Raw genomic sequence first — 15,696 nt, forward strand, 5'->3', positions numbered from 1 at the left:
AAGGACGTCTCCCATGAGCCAAACTCTTCACACTCCCAGCTGGTCCGAACCGGACCAGCCTGAGGCTGCCATGTCCCCGTTCAAGCGCTTTGCCGCGCTGCCCGAGGCCCGGGGTCTATACAACCCGGAGAACGAAAAAGACGCATGCGGCCTGGCGATCATCGCCACGCTCCGCGGCGAGCCCGGCTACGACATTGTGGACGCCGCCCTGACTGCGCTCCGCAACCTGGAGCACCGTGGAGCTGTGGGTGCCGACGAGGGAACCGGTGACGGCGCCGGTCTGCTGATGCAGATCCCGGACGAGTTCTTCCGCGCCGTCACAGAATTCGAACTCCCCGCACCGGGCCAGTTCGTTGCCGGTACCGCGTTCCTCCCTGCCGAGCAGCGCGAAGCCGACGCCGCCAAGGCCGGCATTGAAGGCCTTGCCGCCGATGAAGGCCTGACCGTGCTCGGCTGGCGCGAAGTGCCCATCGTCGCTGACCTCGTGGGCGCCATGGCCCGTGCCTGCATGCCCTACTTCTCACAGCCCTTCCTGGCCTCGGCAACCGGCGAGGAACTGGACCGCAACGAGCTGGACTCACGCGCCTGGCGGGTCCGCAAGCGCGCGCAGAACAAGTTCGGCGTGTACTTCCCGTCGCTGTCCTCCCGGACCATCGTCTACAAGGGCATGCTCACTACCGCGCAGCTCGAACCGTTCTACCCGGACCTTTCGGACAAGCGTTTCAAGACCAAGCTGGCAATCGTCCACTCCCGCTTCTCCACCAACACCTTCCCGTCGTGGCCGCTGGCACAGCCGTTCCGGACGATCGCACACAACGGTGAAATCAACACCGTCAAGGGCAACCGCAACTGGATGCGCGCCCGCCAGTCGCAGCTCGCGAACCCGCTGCTCGGTGAGTCCCCGGAAGAGCTGTACCCCATCTGCACTCCTGGTGCGTCAGACTCCGCGTCCTTCGACGAAGTCGCCGAGCTGCTCTGGCTCTCCGGCCGCCCCATCACGCACTCGATCATGATGATGATCCCCGAGGCCTGGGAAAACCACGCCACCATGGATCCGGCGCGGCGTGCGTTTTACGAATACCACTCCCTGCTGATGGAGCCGTGGGACGGCCCCGCGGCCGTCTCCTTCACCGACGGCAACCTTGTCGGTGCCACCCTGGACCGCAACGGCCTGCGCCCCGGACGTTACTGGATCACCGAAGACGGGCTGATCATCTTCGCCTCCGAGGTGGGCGTGATCGACGTCGAACCAGCCAAGGTGGTCAAAAAGGGCAGGGTTTCCCCGGGCAAGATGTTCCTGGTGGACACCGAGGCCGGCCGCATCATCGATGACGAAGAGGTCAAGGCCGAGGTCGCTGCCGCGAACCCGTGGTCCGAGTGGGTCAAGGACAACCTGATTGACCTCAAGGACCTCCCCGAGCGCGAGCACGTGGTCCACACCGCAGCGTCCGTCAACATCCGCCAGCGGACCTTCGGGTACACCACCGAAGAGCTCAAGATCCTGCTCGGGCCGATGGCCCGCACCGGCGCCGAGCCGCTGGGTGCCATGGGTTCGGACACCCCGATTGCAGTGCTGTCAAAGCGTCCCCGGCTGCTGTTCGACTACTTTGTGCAGTCCTTCGCGCAGGTCACCAACCCGCCGCTGGATGCCATCCGGGAAGAGCTGGTCACGTCGCTGACGTGCGCCATTGGCCCGAACGGCAACCTGCTGGACACGAAGCAGGTCCGCCAGCCGCAGGTCATGCTGCCGTTCCCGGTGATCAACAACGACCAGCTCGCCAAGATCGCCAACATCGAAACGCCTGACGGCGACCGGGTAGCCATGAAGGTCCGCGGCCTTTACCGCCCCGAAGGCGGCGAGAACGCGCTGCGTGCCCGGCTCACCGAGATCTGCGAGCAGGTGTCCGGCGCGATCAACCGCGGCGTGCAGTACGTTGTGTTGTCCGACCGTGACTCGAACGCGCAGTGGGCCCCGATTCCTTCGTTGCTGCTGGTCAGCGCCGTGCACCACCACCTGCTGCGCAGCGCCAACCGCACGAAGACCGCACTGGTGGTCGAGGCCGGCGACGTCCGCGAGACGCACCACGTGGCTGTCCTGATCGGCTACGGCGCCTCTGCCGTGAACCCGTACCTGGCCATGGAGTCAGTGGAGCAGCTCATCACCGCCGGTGACGTTGTTGGGGTCACGCCGCAGGACGGCGTCTACAACCTGATCAAGGGCCTTGGTAAGGGCGTCCTGAAGATCATGTCCAAGATGGGCATCTCCACGGTTGCGTCCTACACTGGCGCGCAGACGTTCGAGGCCCTGGGCCTCGGACAGGAACTGGTGGACGAGTTCTTCGCCGGCACGCATTCCCAGCTGGGCGGCGTGGGCCTGGATGTCATCGCCGCCGAGGTTTCGGCTCGGCACCAGATGGCCTACCCCGAAGGCGGCATCGAAATGCCGCACCGCCCGCTCCTGGGCGGCGGCGAATACCAGTGGCGCCGCGACGGTGAGCCGCACCTGTTCAACCCGGAGACCGTCTTCCGGCTCCAGCACGCCACGCGTGAGCGCCGCTATGACATTTTCAAGGCGTACACCAAGGGCGTGGATGACCAGTCCGAGAACCTGATGACCCTGCGCGGGCTGCTCAAGTTCAAGAACGACCGTCCCGCGGTTCCGTTGGAGGAAGTGGAGCCCGTCTCCAGCGTTGTGAAGCGCTTCTCCACCGGCGCCATGAGCTACGGGTCCATCTCCAAGGAAGCCCACGAGACCCTCGCGATCGCCATGAACCAGTTGGGCGGCAAGTCCAACACCGGGGAAGGCGGCGAGGACGTGGACCGCTTGCTCGACCCGAAGCGCCGCTCTGCCGTCAAGCAGATCGCGTCGGGCCGGTTCGGCGTCACCAGCCTGTACCTGACCAACGCTGATGACATCCAGATCAAGATGGCCCAGGGTGCCAAGCCCGGCGAGGGCGGCCAGCTGATGGCGCAGAAGGTGTACCCCTGGGTTGCCCGGACACGCCACTCGACACCCGGCGTCGGCCTGATTTCGCCGCCGCCGCACCACGACATCTACTCGATCGAGGACCTCGCGCAGCTCATCTACGATGCGAAGCGCGCCAACCCCTCGGCCCGTGTGCACGTCAAGCTCGTCTCCGAAGTGGGGATCGGCACTGTGGCATCGGGTGTCACCAAAGCGAAGGCCGACGTCGTACTCGTCTCCGGCCACGACGGCGGAACCGGCGCGTCCCCACTGAACTCGCTCAAGCACGCGGGTGTGCCGTGGGAGCTCGGACTCGCAGAGACGCAGCAGACGCTGATGCTCAACGGGCTGCGCGACCGTGTGGTGGTCCAGGTGGACGGCCAGCTCAAGACCGGCCGCGACGTTGTTATCGCCGCGCTGCTCGGCGGCGAGGAATTCGGTTTCGCCACAGCCCCGCTGGTGGTGGAAGGCTGCATCATGATGCGCGTCTGCCACCTGGACACCTGCCCGGTGGGCGTCGCTACACAGAACCCCGAACTTCGGGCCCGCTTCACCGGCAAGCCCGAATTTGTGGTCAACTTCTTCGAATTCCTGGCTGAGGAAGTCCGCGAGATCCTCGCGGAACTCGGTTTCCGGAGCATCGAGGAGGCCATCGGCCACGCCGAGGTCCTGGATGCCCGCGAAGCGATCAACCACTGGAAGGCCGACGGACTGGACCTGGACCCGATCCTGCACGGGCTCGAGTTCGACGACGACGCTCCGCTGCGCAACATGACCTCGCAGAACCACGAGCTGGACAAGCACTTTGACCAGCGGCTGATCACCATGGCCACGGAGGCGCTGACCGACCGCAGCCCGGTGAAGATCGCGGTGGACGTGATCAACACGGACCGCTCGGTAGGCACCATGCTGGGCCACACGGTGACCAAGACGTTCAGCACGGACGTGCTGGCGACGGACACCATCGACATCACCCTGACCGGTACCGCGGGACAGTCGCTGGGCGCCTTCCTGCCCGCTGGCATCACGCTGCGCCTCTTCGGTGACTCGAACGACTACGTGGGCAAAGGCCTTTCCGGCGGACGGATCATCGTCCGGCCGGACCGCACCAACGTGTTCAAGGCCGAAAGCAACGTCATTGCCGGCAACGTGATCGGCTACGGCGCCACCAGCGGCGAGATGTTCCTGCGCGGCCAGGTGGGCGAACGTTTCCTGGTCCGCAACTCCGGAGCCACCGCAGTTGTTGAAGGCATCGGCGACCACGGCTGCGAGTACATGACCGGCGGGCAGACGCTGATCATCGGCCGCACCGGCCGAAACTTCGGCGCCGGCATGTCCGGCGGCACCGCCTATGTGCTGGACCTGCAGACCACTCAGGTCAACAAGGACGCCCTGCAGTCCGGCGAACTCCAGCTCGTTGAACTCGACGCCGAAGACCGGGACATTGTTCACGGCCTCCTGGCGAAGCATGTCGAGGAAACGGAATCGCTCCACGCGGCACGGTTGCTGGAGAACTTCGACGACACGGCTGCCCGCATTACCAAAGTGCTGCCGCGCGATTACGCGGCAGTCCTGCAAACCCGACTGGACGCCATCGAAGAGGGCCTTGACCCCGATGGCGAAGAAGTATGGGCTCGAATCCTGGAGGTAACCGGTGGCTGATCCACGCGGATTTCTTAAAGTACGCCAGCGTGAAACCCAGCCGCGCCGCCCCGTTCCGGTCCGCATCATGGATTGGAAGGAAGTCTACGAGGCGCAGGAAAAGGGCGTCCTGAAGGCCCAGGCCGGACGCTGCATGGACTGCGGCGTGCCTTTCTGCCACCAGGGCTGCCCGCTCGGCAACCTGATCCCCGAGTGGAACGACCTCACCTGGCGGGACAAGGGCGAGGAAGCGATTGAGCGGCTGCACGCCACTAACAACTTCCCCGAGTGGACCGGCCGGCTTTGCCCGGCACCCTGTGAGGCGTCCTGCGTGCTGGGGATCAACCAGCCTGCTGTGACCATCAAGCAGGTTGAAGTCTCCATCATCGACGAAGCGTTCGAAAACGGCTGGGTCAACCCGCTGCCTCCGACGCGCCTGACCGGAAAGACCGTTGCCGTCGTCGGCTCCGGCCCTGCCGGCCTGGCCGTGGCGCAGCAGCTGACCCGGGTGGGGCACACCGTTGCGGTGTACGAGCGTGACGACAAGATCGGCGGCCTCCTCCGCTACGGCATCCCCGACTTCAAGATGGAGAAGGAGCAGGTGGACCGCCGCGTTGAGCAGATGAAGGCCGAAGGCACCCGCTTCCGCACCGGCGTCGCTGTAGGCACCGACGTGACGTGGGAGCAGCTGCGACGCCGCTACGACGCCGTCGTGGTTGCCACTGGCGCTACCGTCCCGCGGGACCTGCCCATCCCGGGCCGCGACTTTGAGGGCGTGCACTTTGCCATGGATTACCTGGTGCCGGCCAACCGTGTTGTCGCGGGGGAGACGGTGGAGAACCAGATCCACGCGAAGGGGAAGCACGTGGTGATCCTGGGCGGCGGCGATACCGGTGCTGACTGCCTCGGTACTGCGCATCGGCATGGAGCCGCATCGGTGACCACCCTGGCCATCGGCAAGCAGCCATCGGCGGAACGTGCCGGGCACCAGCCCTGGCCCACGTTCCCCACCCTGTTCGAAATGGCCAGCGCCCACGAGGAAGGCGGCGAACGTACGTACCTCGCCTCCACCGTGGAGTTTGTCGGAGAGAACGGCAAGCTCACGGGCGTCAAGGTTGCCGAAACGGAATTCGTTGACGGCAAGCGGCTCCCCAAAGCCGGCACCGAACGGATCATCCCGGCGGACCTGGTCTTCCTGTCGCTGGGCTTCACCGGAGCGGAGCCTGCGGGCATCACCGAGCAGGTCAGTGCCGAGTTCGACGGGCGCGGCAACGTGACCCGCGACGGGTACTACATGACCAACACGGAGGGCATTTTTGTGGCCGGTGACGCCGGCCGCGGGCAGTCGCTCATTGTGTGGGCCATCGCCGAAGGCCGTGCCTGTGCCGCCGCCGTGGACAATTTCCTCATGGGCAGCACCATCCTGCCGGCGCCGGTGGCTCCGACGGACCGGGCCATCACGGTTCTCTGATACCCGTCAGTTCGCCGGGGATTAACCCCCACAACAACTTAACCAATGCAGGACACTACTAGGGTAGGTATATGAGACGCGCTAAGATTGTGGCCACTTTTGGCCCGGCAATTGCCAGCTTTGAGAACACGCTCGCGGTGTTGGAAGCCGGTGTGGATGTTGCTCGGATGAACATGAGTCACGGCGACTACGCCGTGCACGACAACACCTACGAGAATGTCCGCAAGGCAGCAGCCCAGCTGAGCAAGCCTGTGGCAATCATGGCTGACCTCCAGGGCCCGAAGATCCGTCTTGGGCGCTTTGTGGACGGCCCCCACGCCCTGGCGGAGGGTGACATCTTCACCATCACCACCGAAGACGTGCCGGGCACCAAGGACATCTGCTCCACCACGCTGAAGAGCCTTACCGAGGACGTCAACGTGGGGGATGCACTGCTGATCGACGACGGCAAGGTGGCCCTGCGGGCGACCGAGGTCGACGCCGTGAAGGTTGTCACCGTCGTAACCGTCGGCGGAATGGTGTCCAACAACAAGGGCATCAACCTTCCCGGCGTTGCGGTCAACGTGCCGGCACTGAGCGAAAAGGACGAGGATGATCTCCGCTGGGCCATGCGCCGCGGCGTTGACCTGATTGCCTTGTCGTTCGTCCGTGACGCCTCGGACATCGTCCGCGTGCACGAGATCATGGACGAAGAGGGCCGACGTGTGCCGGTCATCGCCAAGATCGAAAAGCCGCAGGCAGTGGAGCAGCTCCACGAGATCATCGACGCCTTTGACGCCATCATGGTGGCCCGTGGCGACCTCGGTGTGGAACTTCCGCTGGAGGAAGTGCCGATCGTGCAGAAGCGCGCCATCGAACTGGCTCGCCGCTGGGCGAAGCCGGTCATCGTGGCCACGCAGGTCCTCGAATCGATGATCGACAACCCGCGCCCCACCCGCGCAGAAGCTTCGGACTGCGCCAACGCCGTGCTCGACGGTGCAGACGCCGTCATGCTGTCCGGCGAGACCAGTGTGGGCAAGTACCCGATCGAAACCGTCAAGGTCATGGCCAGGATCATTGAATCCACCGAGGTCCACGGCCTGGAACGCGTTCCGCCGCTGGGCACCAAGCCAAAGACCCGTGGTGGTGCCATCACGCGGGCCGCCGTCGAAATCGCCGACCAGCTGGAAGCAAAGTACATCTGTACTTTCACCCAGTCCGGTGATTCCGCACGCCGCCTGTCACGCCTGCGTCCCATCCGGCCGGTGTTCGCTTTTACCCCGGTGGAGCACGTGTGGAACCAGCTGGCACTGACCTGGGGCATCCAGCCGGTGCTGGTCCCCATGGTGGGCCACACCGACGAGATGACCGCGCAGGTTGACCGCAGCCTGCTCGAAATGAAGCTCGTCGAGGACGGTGACCTGGTGATCATTGCCGCCGGGTCCCCTCCCGGAAAGGCCGGTTCCACCAACTCGCTGAAGGCGCACAGGGTGGGCGACTTTGCAGACGCCGGCAGCTTGGGCGACGCCAGCGAAGGTGCTCCCAGGGAGAAGCTCGGGCCCTGGCCGACGGCATAGCAGCCTAAAAAGGAAGGACCCCTGCCGGCTGGCAGGGGTCCTTCCTTTTAAGAGCTAGTGGCTTAGTTGACCTGGTTGATGATGGTTTCGGCAACCTCGCGCATGCTGAGGCGGCGGTCCATGGAGGTTTTCTGGATCCAGCGGAACGCTTCCGGCTCCGTCAGGCCCATCTTGGTGGTCAGCAGGCTCTTGGCGCGCTCGACGAGCTTGCGGGTGGCGAACTGCTCCTGCAGGTCCGACACTTCGCTTTCGAGGGCCTTGATTTCCTCGTGGCGGGAGAGCGCGATTTCCAGGGCAGGGATGAGGTCTGCCGGGGTGAAGGGCTTGACCACGTAGGCCATCGCGCCAGCGTCACGGGCGCGCTCCACGAGTTCCTTCTGGCTGAAAGCAGTCAACAGCACTACGGGGGCGATACGGGCCTTGACGATCTTCTCGGCCGCGGTGATGCCATCCATGATGGGCATCTTGACGTCCATCAGAACGAGATCCGGCTTGAGTTCCTCGGCCAGCTGCACGGCCTTCTCGCCGTTGTCGGCTTCGCCCACCACGTCATAGCCTTCGCCGCGCAGGATCTCGATGATGTCGAGTCGAATGAGGGTTTCATCCTCGGCCACAATGACGCGGCGCGCCGGCTGGGACGTGGGTTTTGACTCCGTTTGTTCAGTCACGGGATCTCCTTGGAAATGTACGGCGAGGACATCACCATCTTAGGCGCGCCATCGGCCGTACTTTGATCTGCATGGTCTATTGCGGCGTCAGCGGCGCGATTCTGGAATTCAGCCTATCTGCATGTAGAGTAAATCCGCGTACGTGAAGCGATCGCGTTGCTCACAATCAGCTGTGGGCGTACCGGTTTGCACAACGTATTCCGCGCCCGAGTGGCGGAATTGGCAGACGCGCCGCACTCAAAATGCGGTATCGAAAGGTGTGTGGGTTCGAGTCCCACCTCGGGCACAGTGTTACCGCAGGTCGGTGGCCTTTTTTGTGTTTTTTTCGTGTGGACAGTGTCCACACTCTTGCCTCTGATCTGATGTTCCGGGTGTGTGGGGTCCCGTATAGACCTATTCGGTTGTGTGGGGGAGTTGCTGGCTACGGCGGACCGGGTACCGCCCTGCGGTCCCTCCTGGGTGTTCATCCTCGTTCGTCCTTCCGTCGGGTTTCGCGTTCACTACTTCATGATGGCTAGAGCCGCGTACAACATGACTTGCTGATTATTCTTTAGATGGACCTGGGCTTGCGGCCCGTCCAGCATTCCCGCTCTGATACGTGTTCATGCAGGACTGCGGTCGCAACGGCCTGACCTGGCAACTGGTCCGGAGCTGATCATGAGGACGCTGGTTCTGGCCAGTTGGCAGGCGGGGCCGGCTTCGAGGGCGATTTGCAGGAACTGGTGGGCCTTGCTGCCGCTGTCTTCCCAACAGCTATCCGGCCGCCGCTGCCATCATTTTCCCGTCATTGCCACATCCGGCTTCTGGGTATCCGGCGTTGCTGTTCTCGCTGCTTTGGCGGTGGGAGCTGGCAACGCTGCCCTCAACCAGATCCCGACGATCTCGGCCTCCCCGGCGCCAACGCATGCTGGGCGAGCAGCGCGGCGACGACCCAGACCGGATCTTTACCGATCGCCCGCGTGCGATTGCAGCGGTCGTTCGTGGGATACGAGGGCGTATCTCCGCACTCCGCCAGGCCGGTCTAATCCACCAGTACTACACCGGAACCTCACGCCTGGACGTTCTGCGGCGCCGCGACCTAGACACAGCCTTCCTGGGCTTCCTGGACTCCGTCATCAGCGCCGCGGCGGAGACTTCAACGTCTGCTCGCTGAGAAAACGACAGCTGCGCCATAATCACGGCTGTCGGCGGCGTTGCGACAGACCTTACAGACTGCTCGGTCGCCGACTCGAAGGGTCGCGGGAGAGCGTGCCCTTGTGCATCCCCTGTCTAGGAGTCAGTTGGTCGCCTTCTTTAACCCCGCATCGGGATGGCCCCCAAACTGTCCGTCGGTGGTACCGCCTAAACGTAGAAGCGGGCGAGGAATTCGGCCACGACGGCGGGTCTTTCCTGGCCCTCGATCTCTATCGTGTTCGCGACCTTGATCTGGGCGCCGCCCTTGACCTCGGTGACTTCGGCGATGGTGGCCTGCATCCGGATGCGCGAGCCTACCTTGACAGGTGAGGTGAAGCGGACCTTGTCCAGGCCGTAGTTGACCTTGGCGGTGACGCCGTCGACGTCGAACAACTCGCCCCAGAGCGGGATGATCAGGGAAAGGGTGAGGAAGCCGTGGGCGATCGGGGCTCCGAACGGTCCGTCCTTGGCGCGCTCGGGGTCGACGTGGATCCACTGGTCGTCGCTGGTGGCGTCAGCAAATTTGTTGATCTGTTCCTGGGTGATTTCGACGTAGTCAGTGACGCCGAGGTCGGTGCCGGCGAGGGTGAGCAGTTTGTCGAAATCGACGACAAGATTGGGCATAGTGTCCTCCTGCGGTTGGATGGGGGTTTCTTGTGACTTCCTGCTCACTAAGCCGCAACGTCGATGTCGAGTTCGAAGCGGCTTGATGAGCAGCGATGGCCACGTCAGCCGATCTTTGCCGGCTGCTCGGTGTTCAGCTCCTCCGGGAGCGGGAGGAAGTCCTCGCCGACGCTCTGGAGCTTGTCACCGAAGAGCGTGCCGAAGTCCTCCACCAGGTCCTGGTAGCCCCAGCCGCCCTCGCGGTATTCGGTGACGGCAGCCTCGGGGTGGGTCCAGAGCTGCAGCCGGTCACCGCCGGCGCCGATGACCTGGCCGGTGATCCCGGCGGCCGAGTCTGAGGCGAGGAAGGCGATGAGTCCGGCGACGTCGTCGGCGGTGCCGAAGCCGAGCTCGTGGCGGAAGAAGGCGGGCATGGTCTCGCCGCGTTCGTCCGCTTCGACGGCCTTTTGGAAGTACGGGACGGTTTTGGTCATGGCGGTGGCGGCGACGGGGATGACGGCGTTTGCGGTGACGCCGGCCTTTTTCATTTCGAGCGCCCAGGTGCGGACCATGCCGACGATCCCGGCCTTGGCTGCAGCATAGTTGGTCTGGCCGAAGTTGCCGCGCTGGCCGGTGGGGGAGCCGATGGTGATGATGCGGCCAGCGATGCCGTTCTCCTTGAAGTAACCGAACGCTTCCCGGACACAGGTGAAGGTCCCCTTGAGGTGGACGTTGATCACGTCGTCGAAGTCCTCGTCGGTCATCTTCAGCAGGGATTTGTCCCGCAGGATGCCAGCATTGGTGACCAGGATGTCCAGCCGGCCGAAGGTCTCCACCGCTGTCTGCACCAGCAGCCGGGCGGATTTGGTGCTGCCCACCGGTACGACGACTCCGACAGCACGGCCGCCGTCGGCCTCGACGGTCCGGACGGCGTCAGTCACCGACTCGGTGCCTTGGCCATTGATGACCACGGCAGCGCCCTGGCGGGCGAGCTCCCGGGCGTAGGCGAGGCCGAGGCCTCGTCCGCTTCCGGTGACGATCGCTACTTTTCCTGACAGGTTCATCTCGAGCTCTCTAATAGGGGCGTCTAGACCGGCTGATACGGGCTACCAACCGGTTTAGGTGCAGGTCCGGCAGCTGTCGGCTTCTACGGCGCCAGAGGCTATGCGACCCGGGCGCCGGAGGCGAGCTGAACGGCGACGTCGACGATCATGTCTTCCTGTCCGCCGACGTAGCCGGCGCGGCCGATTTCCTCGAGGATCTGCCAGGCCGGGACGCCGTAGCGTTCGGCGGCACGTTCGGCGTGGATGAGGAAGGAGGAGTACACCCCGGCGTAGCCCTGCATGATGGAGGCGCGGTCCATGATGGGCATGCGGGTGATGATGGGCTTGACGATGTCATCAGCGGCGGCCATGACGGCGTGGACGTCAACGCCGGTCTCGATGCCGAGGCGTTCGAAGGCTGCAGCGAGGACTTCGGTGGGTGAGTTGCCGGCCCCGGCGCCAAGGGCCAACAGGGTCCCGTCGATCTGCTTGGCCCCGGCTCGGGCGGCAAAGACGGAGTTCGCGACGCCGAAGCTGAGGTTCTGGTGGCCGTGGAAACCAACCTGCGCGTCGTTGCCGAGTTCGGCGACGAGGGCGGAGACGCGGTCGGAGACGTCTTCGAGGATGAGGGCTCCGGCGGAGTCCACGACGTAGACGCACTGGCAGCCGGCGTCTGTCATGATCCGGGCCTGTTCGGCGAGTTTTTCCGGGGTGGCGCGGTGGGAGAGCATCAGGAACCCGACGGTCTCCATGCCGAGTTTGCGGGCGTGCTGGAAGTGCTGGATGGAGACGTCGGCCTCGGTGCAGTGGGTGGCGATCCGGGCCACCGATGCGCCGGCCTCGTGGGCCTGGTTCAGGTCGTGGATGGTGCCCAGGCCGGGCAGCATGAGTACGGCGATTTTTGCGTTGCGGGATTCGTCGACGGCGGCCCGGACCAGGTCCAGTTCGGGGGTGAGCGAGAAGCCGTAGTTGAAGGATGACCCGCCGAGGCCGTCGCCGTGGGTGACTTCGATGATTTCGACTTTGGCGTCGTCGAGGGCGCGGACGACGGAGCGGACGTGGTCTTCGGTGAACCGGTGGCTCATGGCGTGGGAGCCGTCGCGCAGCGTGGTGTCGGTCAGCCGGACGCTGAGTTTCTGTGCTGTGGTGGCGGAGATGGGGGTCATGGTTATGCTCCTACGGGTGTGGCGGAAAGGGCGGCGTCCATGCGCTCGGCCAGCAGGTCTGCCGTCCGGGTGGCGGCGGCGGTGATGATGTCCAAGTTGCCGGCGTATTCGGGCAGGTAATCGGCTGCACCCTTGACCTGGATCCAGATCCCGACCCGGCCATTGCCGCTCCAGTCCTCGCGGGCTGCGTCGAACTGGGGCTCGACGCGCAGCGAATAGCCGGGCACGTAATCCTGGATCTTCACAACGGCCTCGTCGATGGCGGCACGGATTTTGTCCTGCAACTGCCCGGGTTCGGCGGCTGCGGCCGGGATGGCGCAGTAGACGGTGTTGCGCATGATCATGGGCGGTTCCACCGGGTTGATGATGATGATGGCCTTGCCGCGCTTGGCTCCACCAACCACTTCCAGGGCTTTGGCCGTGGTCTCGGTGAACTCGTCGACGTTGGCGCGGGTGCCCGGGCCGGCGGATTTGGAGGCGATGGAGGCGACGATCTCGGCGTAGTCGACCGGGACCACGGAGGAGACCGCGGCGACGATCGGCGTGGTGGCCTGGCCGGCGCAGGTGATCATGTTGACGTTCAGGACGTCCTCGAGGGCGTCCAGGTTCACCACCGGGCATAGGTAGGGGCCGACAGCGGCCGGGGTCAGGTCGATCGCGTGGATCCCCGCGGCCTTGTACTTCGGGGCATTGATCTGGTGGGCCTTCGCGGAGGTGCATTCGAACACGAAGTCCGGGAGCTCGTCCTGGGCCAGGAGCCAGTCCACGCCCTCGGCGGAGGTGGTCAGGCCGAGCCGGGCGGCGCGGGCGAGCCCGTCAGAGGCCGGGTCGACGCCGATCATGTATTTGACTTCGACGTTTTTGCTGCGGCGCATCAGCTTGAACATCAGGTCGGTGCCGATGTTTCCTGAGCCGACGATGGCTGCTGTTTTCTTTGCCATGGTGGGGGTCCTTAGTCTGTGAAGTGAAGGGTCAGTGAGCCCAGCAGGCCGAAGTCCGCGACGGCGGTGCTTCCGGCGGTCACGGGCTCGGCCTTGGTGAAGGAACCGGGGAGAATTAGCTGGCCGGCTTCAAGCGCAACGCCCTCTTCGCCGAGGACGTTGGCCAGCCAGGCCAGCGGTGCCACGGGGTTGCCCATCACGTCGGAGCCCGTGCCGGAGCCGGTAACCTCGCCATCGATCACCAGCGAGCAGGGGACGTCCAGCAGCGCCGTGGGGTCGACGTCGAGCGGGGTTGAGCCGACGGCGATCGCGCCGCAGGAGGCGTTGTCCGCGACCGTGTCCACGAGCTTGATGTCCCAGTTTGTGATGCGGGAATCGATGATCTCGATCGCCGGGTACACTGCGGCAATGGCGGCAGCGGCCTGTTCCAGGGTGACGCCCGGGCCCTGCAGGGAGTGCTTCAAAACAAAGCCGAATTCCGGCTCCACTTTGGGCTGGATAAATCCGGACGCCGGGATGTTGGCGCCGTCGTAGTGGACCATGTCCTTGAAGAAGAACCCGAAGTCCGGCGAATCAACGCCGAGCTGTTTCTGCATGGCCAGCGAGGTCAGGCCCACCTTGCGGCCGGCCAGCACACGCCCGGCAGCCGTGTGGTGCTCAAGCTGCACGGTCTGCACGCGGTAGGCGTCCGCGAGGGTCAGCCCTTCGAGCCTGTCGCGCAGCGGCGCAACCGGTACGAGGGACTCGGTGGCGGCCAGCAGTTCCTGGCCGAATTTCTCCAGCTGTTGCTGGCGGGCCTCCGGGGCAGCGGGGGCAGCGGCGGTGTCTGCCGGGGCAGTGGTTCCGCTCGTCATCAGCGCAGCACCGCCGTCGTCACGCCAAATCCGGCGATGTATTCCTTGATCGGCTTGTAGAACTCGTAGGTGACGTCGTATTCGCCGCAGGCGCGGAGGGCAGAATAGGCCGCCACCCAGGTGCGGACCTCGTGGGAGGAGTGGCCGGCTACGCGGGACATCTCTTCCGGGTCGTAGGCGTCGAAGCCCGTGACATCGCCTGACCTGCAGACGTCAAGGAACGCGCGGTCCCACTCGGGATTAAGTTCCATGATGTCTGCCTCGCCCCGGGCGAAAGCCTCCGCTGTGGCGATGGTGCGGGCCTGGCGTGCGGCGCGCGCCTCCGCAGTGGGGCGGCGTCCGTCGGTGAGGAACTGGCGCTGTTCGTCGGTGGCAGTGGCGATCTGCGGCACCGGCGGATCATGGGAGAGCCCGCCGGAACCGATGAACAGCACCTTTTTGTCCGAGTTCTTGAAGTACTCGCCGATGGCCGCGCCGAACTGGCGGACGCGGCGCACCTTGGAGAAGGGCGGGGCCACAGAGTTGATGAAGACCGGAATGAGCGGCTTGGCGGCAGCGTCGCCGCTGTAGAGAATCTCCATGGGCTGCACGGCTCCGTGATCCACCTCCATCCTGCGGGAGATCGCAGTGTCGATGTCCTGGGTGATGACGTACTGGGCCAGTTCTTCGGCGATCACGGTGGGGACGTCCAGTTTCCCGGCAAACGAGTCGTAGTCGCCGGTCCCGTGGGCTTCATAGCCGATGCAGAACGGGGGCATCAGGTCGTAGAAGAACCCGTTGTAGTGGTCGGGGCCGAAGTTGACGACCAAGTCCGGATCAAAATCCTTGACGAAGGCGCGGACCTGGTCGAAGGCGGACTCGACGGCGGCTTTTACCTCGGCCGGAGGGTTGGCGTGTTCGAGCAAAGGGCTGTGGGACATGCACACCAGTGCCTGGGTCATGAGGGGGCTCCTTCTTGATGGGCGTGTGGCCGGGGAGGCGCTTGCTGACTTCCATTCCAATCCCGGCGCTGCCGGTGAGTCAGGTCTGTGTTCCGTACGGCGGGACAGAAAAAGTCGGGCTACTACTTGTTGCCGACCGCGCGCTCTTTGATGGCGTACGTGAACGTGGAGTGAAGCAGCTGCTTGCCGTCGGCGTCGGCCACCGACACTTCTGCCACGGCCACGGTGTTGCCGCCGCGCAGGATGCGGGCGGTAGCGATGGCGGGGGATGCCTTCGAATTGGACATGAAGTTGATGTTCGACTGGACGGCCAGGGGAAACTGCCCGCTGCCGGCATACGTCTGCATGGCAAGGAACGTGCCGGTGATGTCTGCGGCGCCGAAGAGCGCTGCGGCGGAGAACATCCCCGAGGCTTGGGCATACGCGTCCTGCAGCGGCATGGACATGCTCACGGTGGAGTCCGTCACGGCGTGCGGTTCAAGGCCAAGTGTTGCTGCGATGTCATCGAAGCCGCGCTTTGCGGTGAACTTCTCAACGAATGCGCTGAATTCCTCAAGGGAGGAGGGGTGAGCCATCTGATTGCTCCTGGGCTTAATGCGGAAGGGTTCGGAATCAGGCTAACGACGCCGGCACCCGCCCAGGAAGGGCGAGTGCCGGTGTGCGGAACGTGATTC

Annotated in this window: 11 protein-coding genes and 1 tRNA gene; 4 read left to right on the forward strand and 8 right to left on the reverse strand. The window is 64.7% G+C overall.

Annotation, left to right across the window (positions count from 1 at the left end):
- Window positions 1-13 precede the first annotated feature (13 nt).
- The 3 genes from gltB (at window position 14) to pyk (ending at window position 7,633) form a co-directional block, all read left to right on the forward strand.
- Window positions 14-4,627, forward strand: coding sequence for a glutamate synthase large subunit (gene gltB / locus FYJ92_RS07770; protein WP_185263326.1), 4,614 nt, complete (start codon window positions 14-16; stop codon window positions 4,625-4,627).
- Window positions 4,620-6,077, forward strand: coding sequence for a glutamate synthase subunit beta (locus tag FYJ92_RS07775; protein ID WP_185263327.1), 1,458 nt, complete (start codon window positions 4,620-4,622; stop codon window positions 6,075-6,077). Before gltB ends, FYJ92_RS07775 begins: the two co-directional genes overlap by 8 nt.
- Window positions 6,078-6,148: 71 nt before the next feature.
- Window positions 6,149-7,633, forward strand: a complete 1,485-nt coding sequence (gene pyk, locus FYJ92_RS07780; protein WP_185263328.1) for a pyruvate kinase — start codon at window positions 6,149-6,151, stop codon at window positions 7,631-7,633.
- A 62-nt stretch (window positions 7,634-7,695) separates the two neighbouring features.
- On the opposite strand, the gene FYJ92_RS07785 is transcribed toward pyk, so the two are convergent.
- Complete coding sequence (locus FYJ92_RS07785; RefSeq protein ID WP_056345656.1) at window positions 7,696-8,301, reverse strand: ANTAR domain-containing response regulator; 606 nt, start codon at window positions 8,299-8,301, stop codon at window positions 7,696-7,698.
- Window positions 8,302-8,505: 204 nt separating this feature from the next.
- Between FYJ92_RS07785 and FYJ92_RS07790 the strand changes: the two genes are divergently transcribed.
- Window positions 8,506-8,587: transfer RNA gene (locus FYJ92_RS07790), tRNA-Leu, on the forward strand.
- A 1,055-nt stretch (window positions 8,588-9,642) separates the two neighbouring features.
- On the opposite strand, the gene FYJ92_RS07795 is transcribed toward FYJ92_RS07790, so the two are convergent.
- The 7 genes from FYJ92_RS07795 to FYJ92_RS07825 all read right to left on the reverse strand — a co-directional run bounded on the left by FYJ92_RS07795 (window position 9,643) and on the right by FYJ92_RS07825 (window position 15,597).
- Window positions 9,643-10,098: a MaoC family dehydratase gene (locus FYJ92_RS07795; protein ID WP_185263329.1), complete on the reverse strand. Its 456-nt coding sequence runs from the start codon at window positions 10,096-10,098 to the stop codon at window positions 9,643-9,645.
- A 104-nt stretch (window positions 10,099-10,202) separates the two neighbouring features.
- The gene (locus FYJ92_RS07800; RefSeq protein WP_185263330.1) at window positions 10,203-11,141 is read right to left on the reverse strand and encodes an SDR family NAD(P)-dependent oxidoreductase; all 939 of its coding nucleotides are present in this window, start codon (window positions 11,139-11,141) and stop codon (window positions 10,203-10,205) included.
- Between the two features lie 98 nt (window positions 11,142-11,239).
- Window positions 11,240-12,286, reverse strand: coding sequence for a 4-hydroxy-2-oxovalerate aldolase (gene dmpG / locus FYJ92_RS07805; protein ID WP_185263331.1), 1,047 nt, complete (start codon window positions 12,284-12,286; stop codon window positions 11,240-11,242).
- A 2-nt stretch (window positions 12,287-12,288) separates the two neighbouring features.
- Entirely contained in the window at window positions 12,289-13,227 is a 939-nt protein-coding gene (locus tag FYJ92_RS07810) for an acetaldehyde dehydrogenase (acetylating) (RefSeq protein WP_185263332.1), read from the reverse strand.
- Window positions 13,228-13,238: 11 nt separating this feature from the next.
- Window positions 13,239-14,081: a 2-keto-4-pentenoate hydratase gene (locus FYJ92_RS07815; protein WP_185263333.1), complete on the reverse strand. Its 843-nt coding sequence runs from the start codon at window positions 14,079-14,081 to the stop codon at window positions 13,239-13,241.
- Entirely contained in the window at window positions 14,081-15,022 is a 942-nt protein-coding gene (locus FYJ92_RS07820) for a 3-carboxyethylcatechol 2,3-dioxygenase (protein ID WP_185263334.1), read from the reverse strand. Before FYJ92_RS07820 ends, FYJ92_RS07815 begins: the two co-directional genes overlap by 1 nt.
- A 122-nt stretch (window positions 15,023-15,144) precedes the next feature.
- A complete protein-coding gene (locus tag FYJ92_RS07825) occupies window positions 15,145-15,597 on the reverse strand; it encodes a PaaI family thioesterase (protein WP_185263335.1) in 453 nt (150 codons plus the stop codon).
- Between the last annotated feature and the right edge of the window lie 99 nt (window positions 15,598-15,696).

The organism is Pseudarthrobacter sp. NBSH8 (assembly GCF_014217545.1).
Lineage (GTDB): Bacteria > Actinomycetota > Actinomycetes > Actinomycetales > Micrococcaceae > Arthrobacter.

Coding starts and splice junctions, on each gene's coding strand:
- gltB (WP_185263326.1), top strand. CDS start 14: ATGAGCCAAACTCTTCACACTCCCAGCTGGTCCGAACCGGACCAGCCT.
- pyk (WP_185263328.1), top strand. CDS start 6,149: ATGAGACGCGCTAAGATTGTGGCCACTTTTGGCCCGGCAATTGCCAGC.
- FYJ92_RS07795 (WP_185263329.1), bottom strand. CDS start 10,098: ATGCCCAATCTTGTCGTCGATTTCGACAAACTGCTCACCCTCGCCGGC.
- FYJ92_RS07800 (WP_185263330.1), bottom strand. CDS start 11,141: ATGAACCTGTCAGGAAAAGTAGCGATCGTCACCGGAAGCGGACGAGGC.
- dmpG (WP_185263331.1), bottom strand. CDS start 12,286: ATGACCCCCATCTCCGCCACCACAGCACAGAAACTCAGCGTCCGGCTG.
- FYJ92_RS07810 (WP_185263332.1), bottom strand. CDS start 13,227: ATGGCAAAGAAAACAGCAGCCATCGTCGGCTCAGGAAACATCGGCACC.
- FYJ92_RS07815 (WP_185263333.1), bottom strand. CDS start 14,081: ATGACGAGCGGAACCACTGCCCCGGCAGACACCGCCGCTGCCCCCGCT.
- FYJ92_RS07820 (WP_185263334.1), bottom strand. CDS start 15,022: ATGACCCAGGCACTGGTGTGCATGTCCCACAGCCCTTTGCTCGAACAC.
- FYJ92_RS07825 (WP_185263335.1), bottom strand. CDS start 15,597: ATGGCTCACCCCTCCTCCCTTGAGGAATTCAGCGCATTCGTTGAGAAG.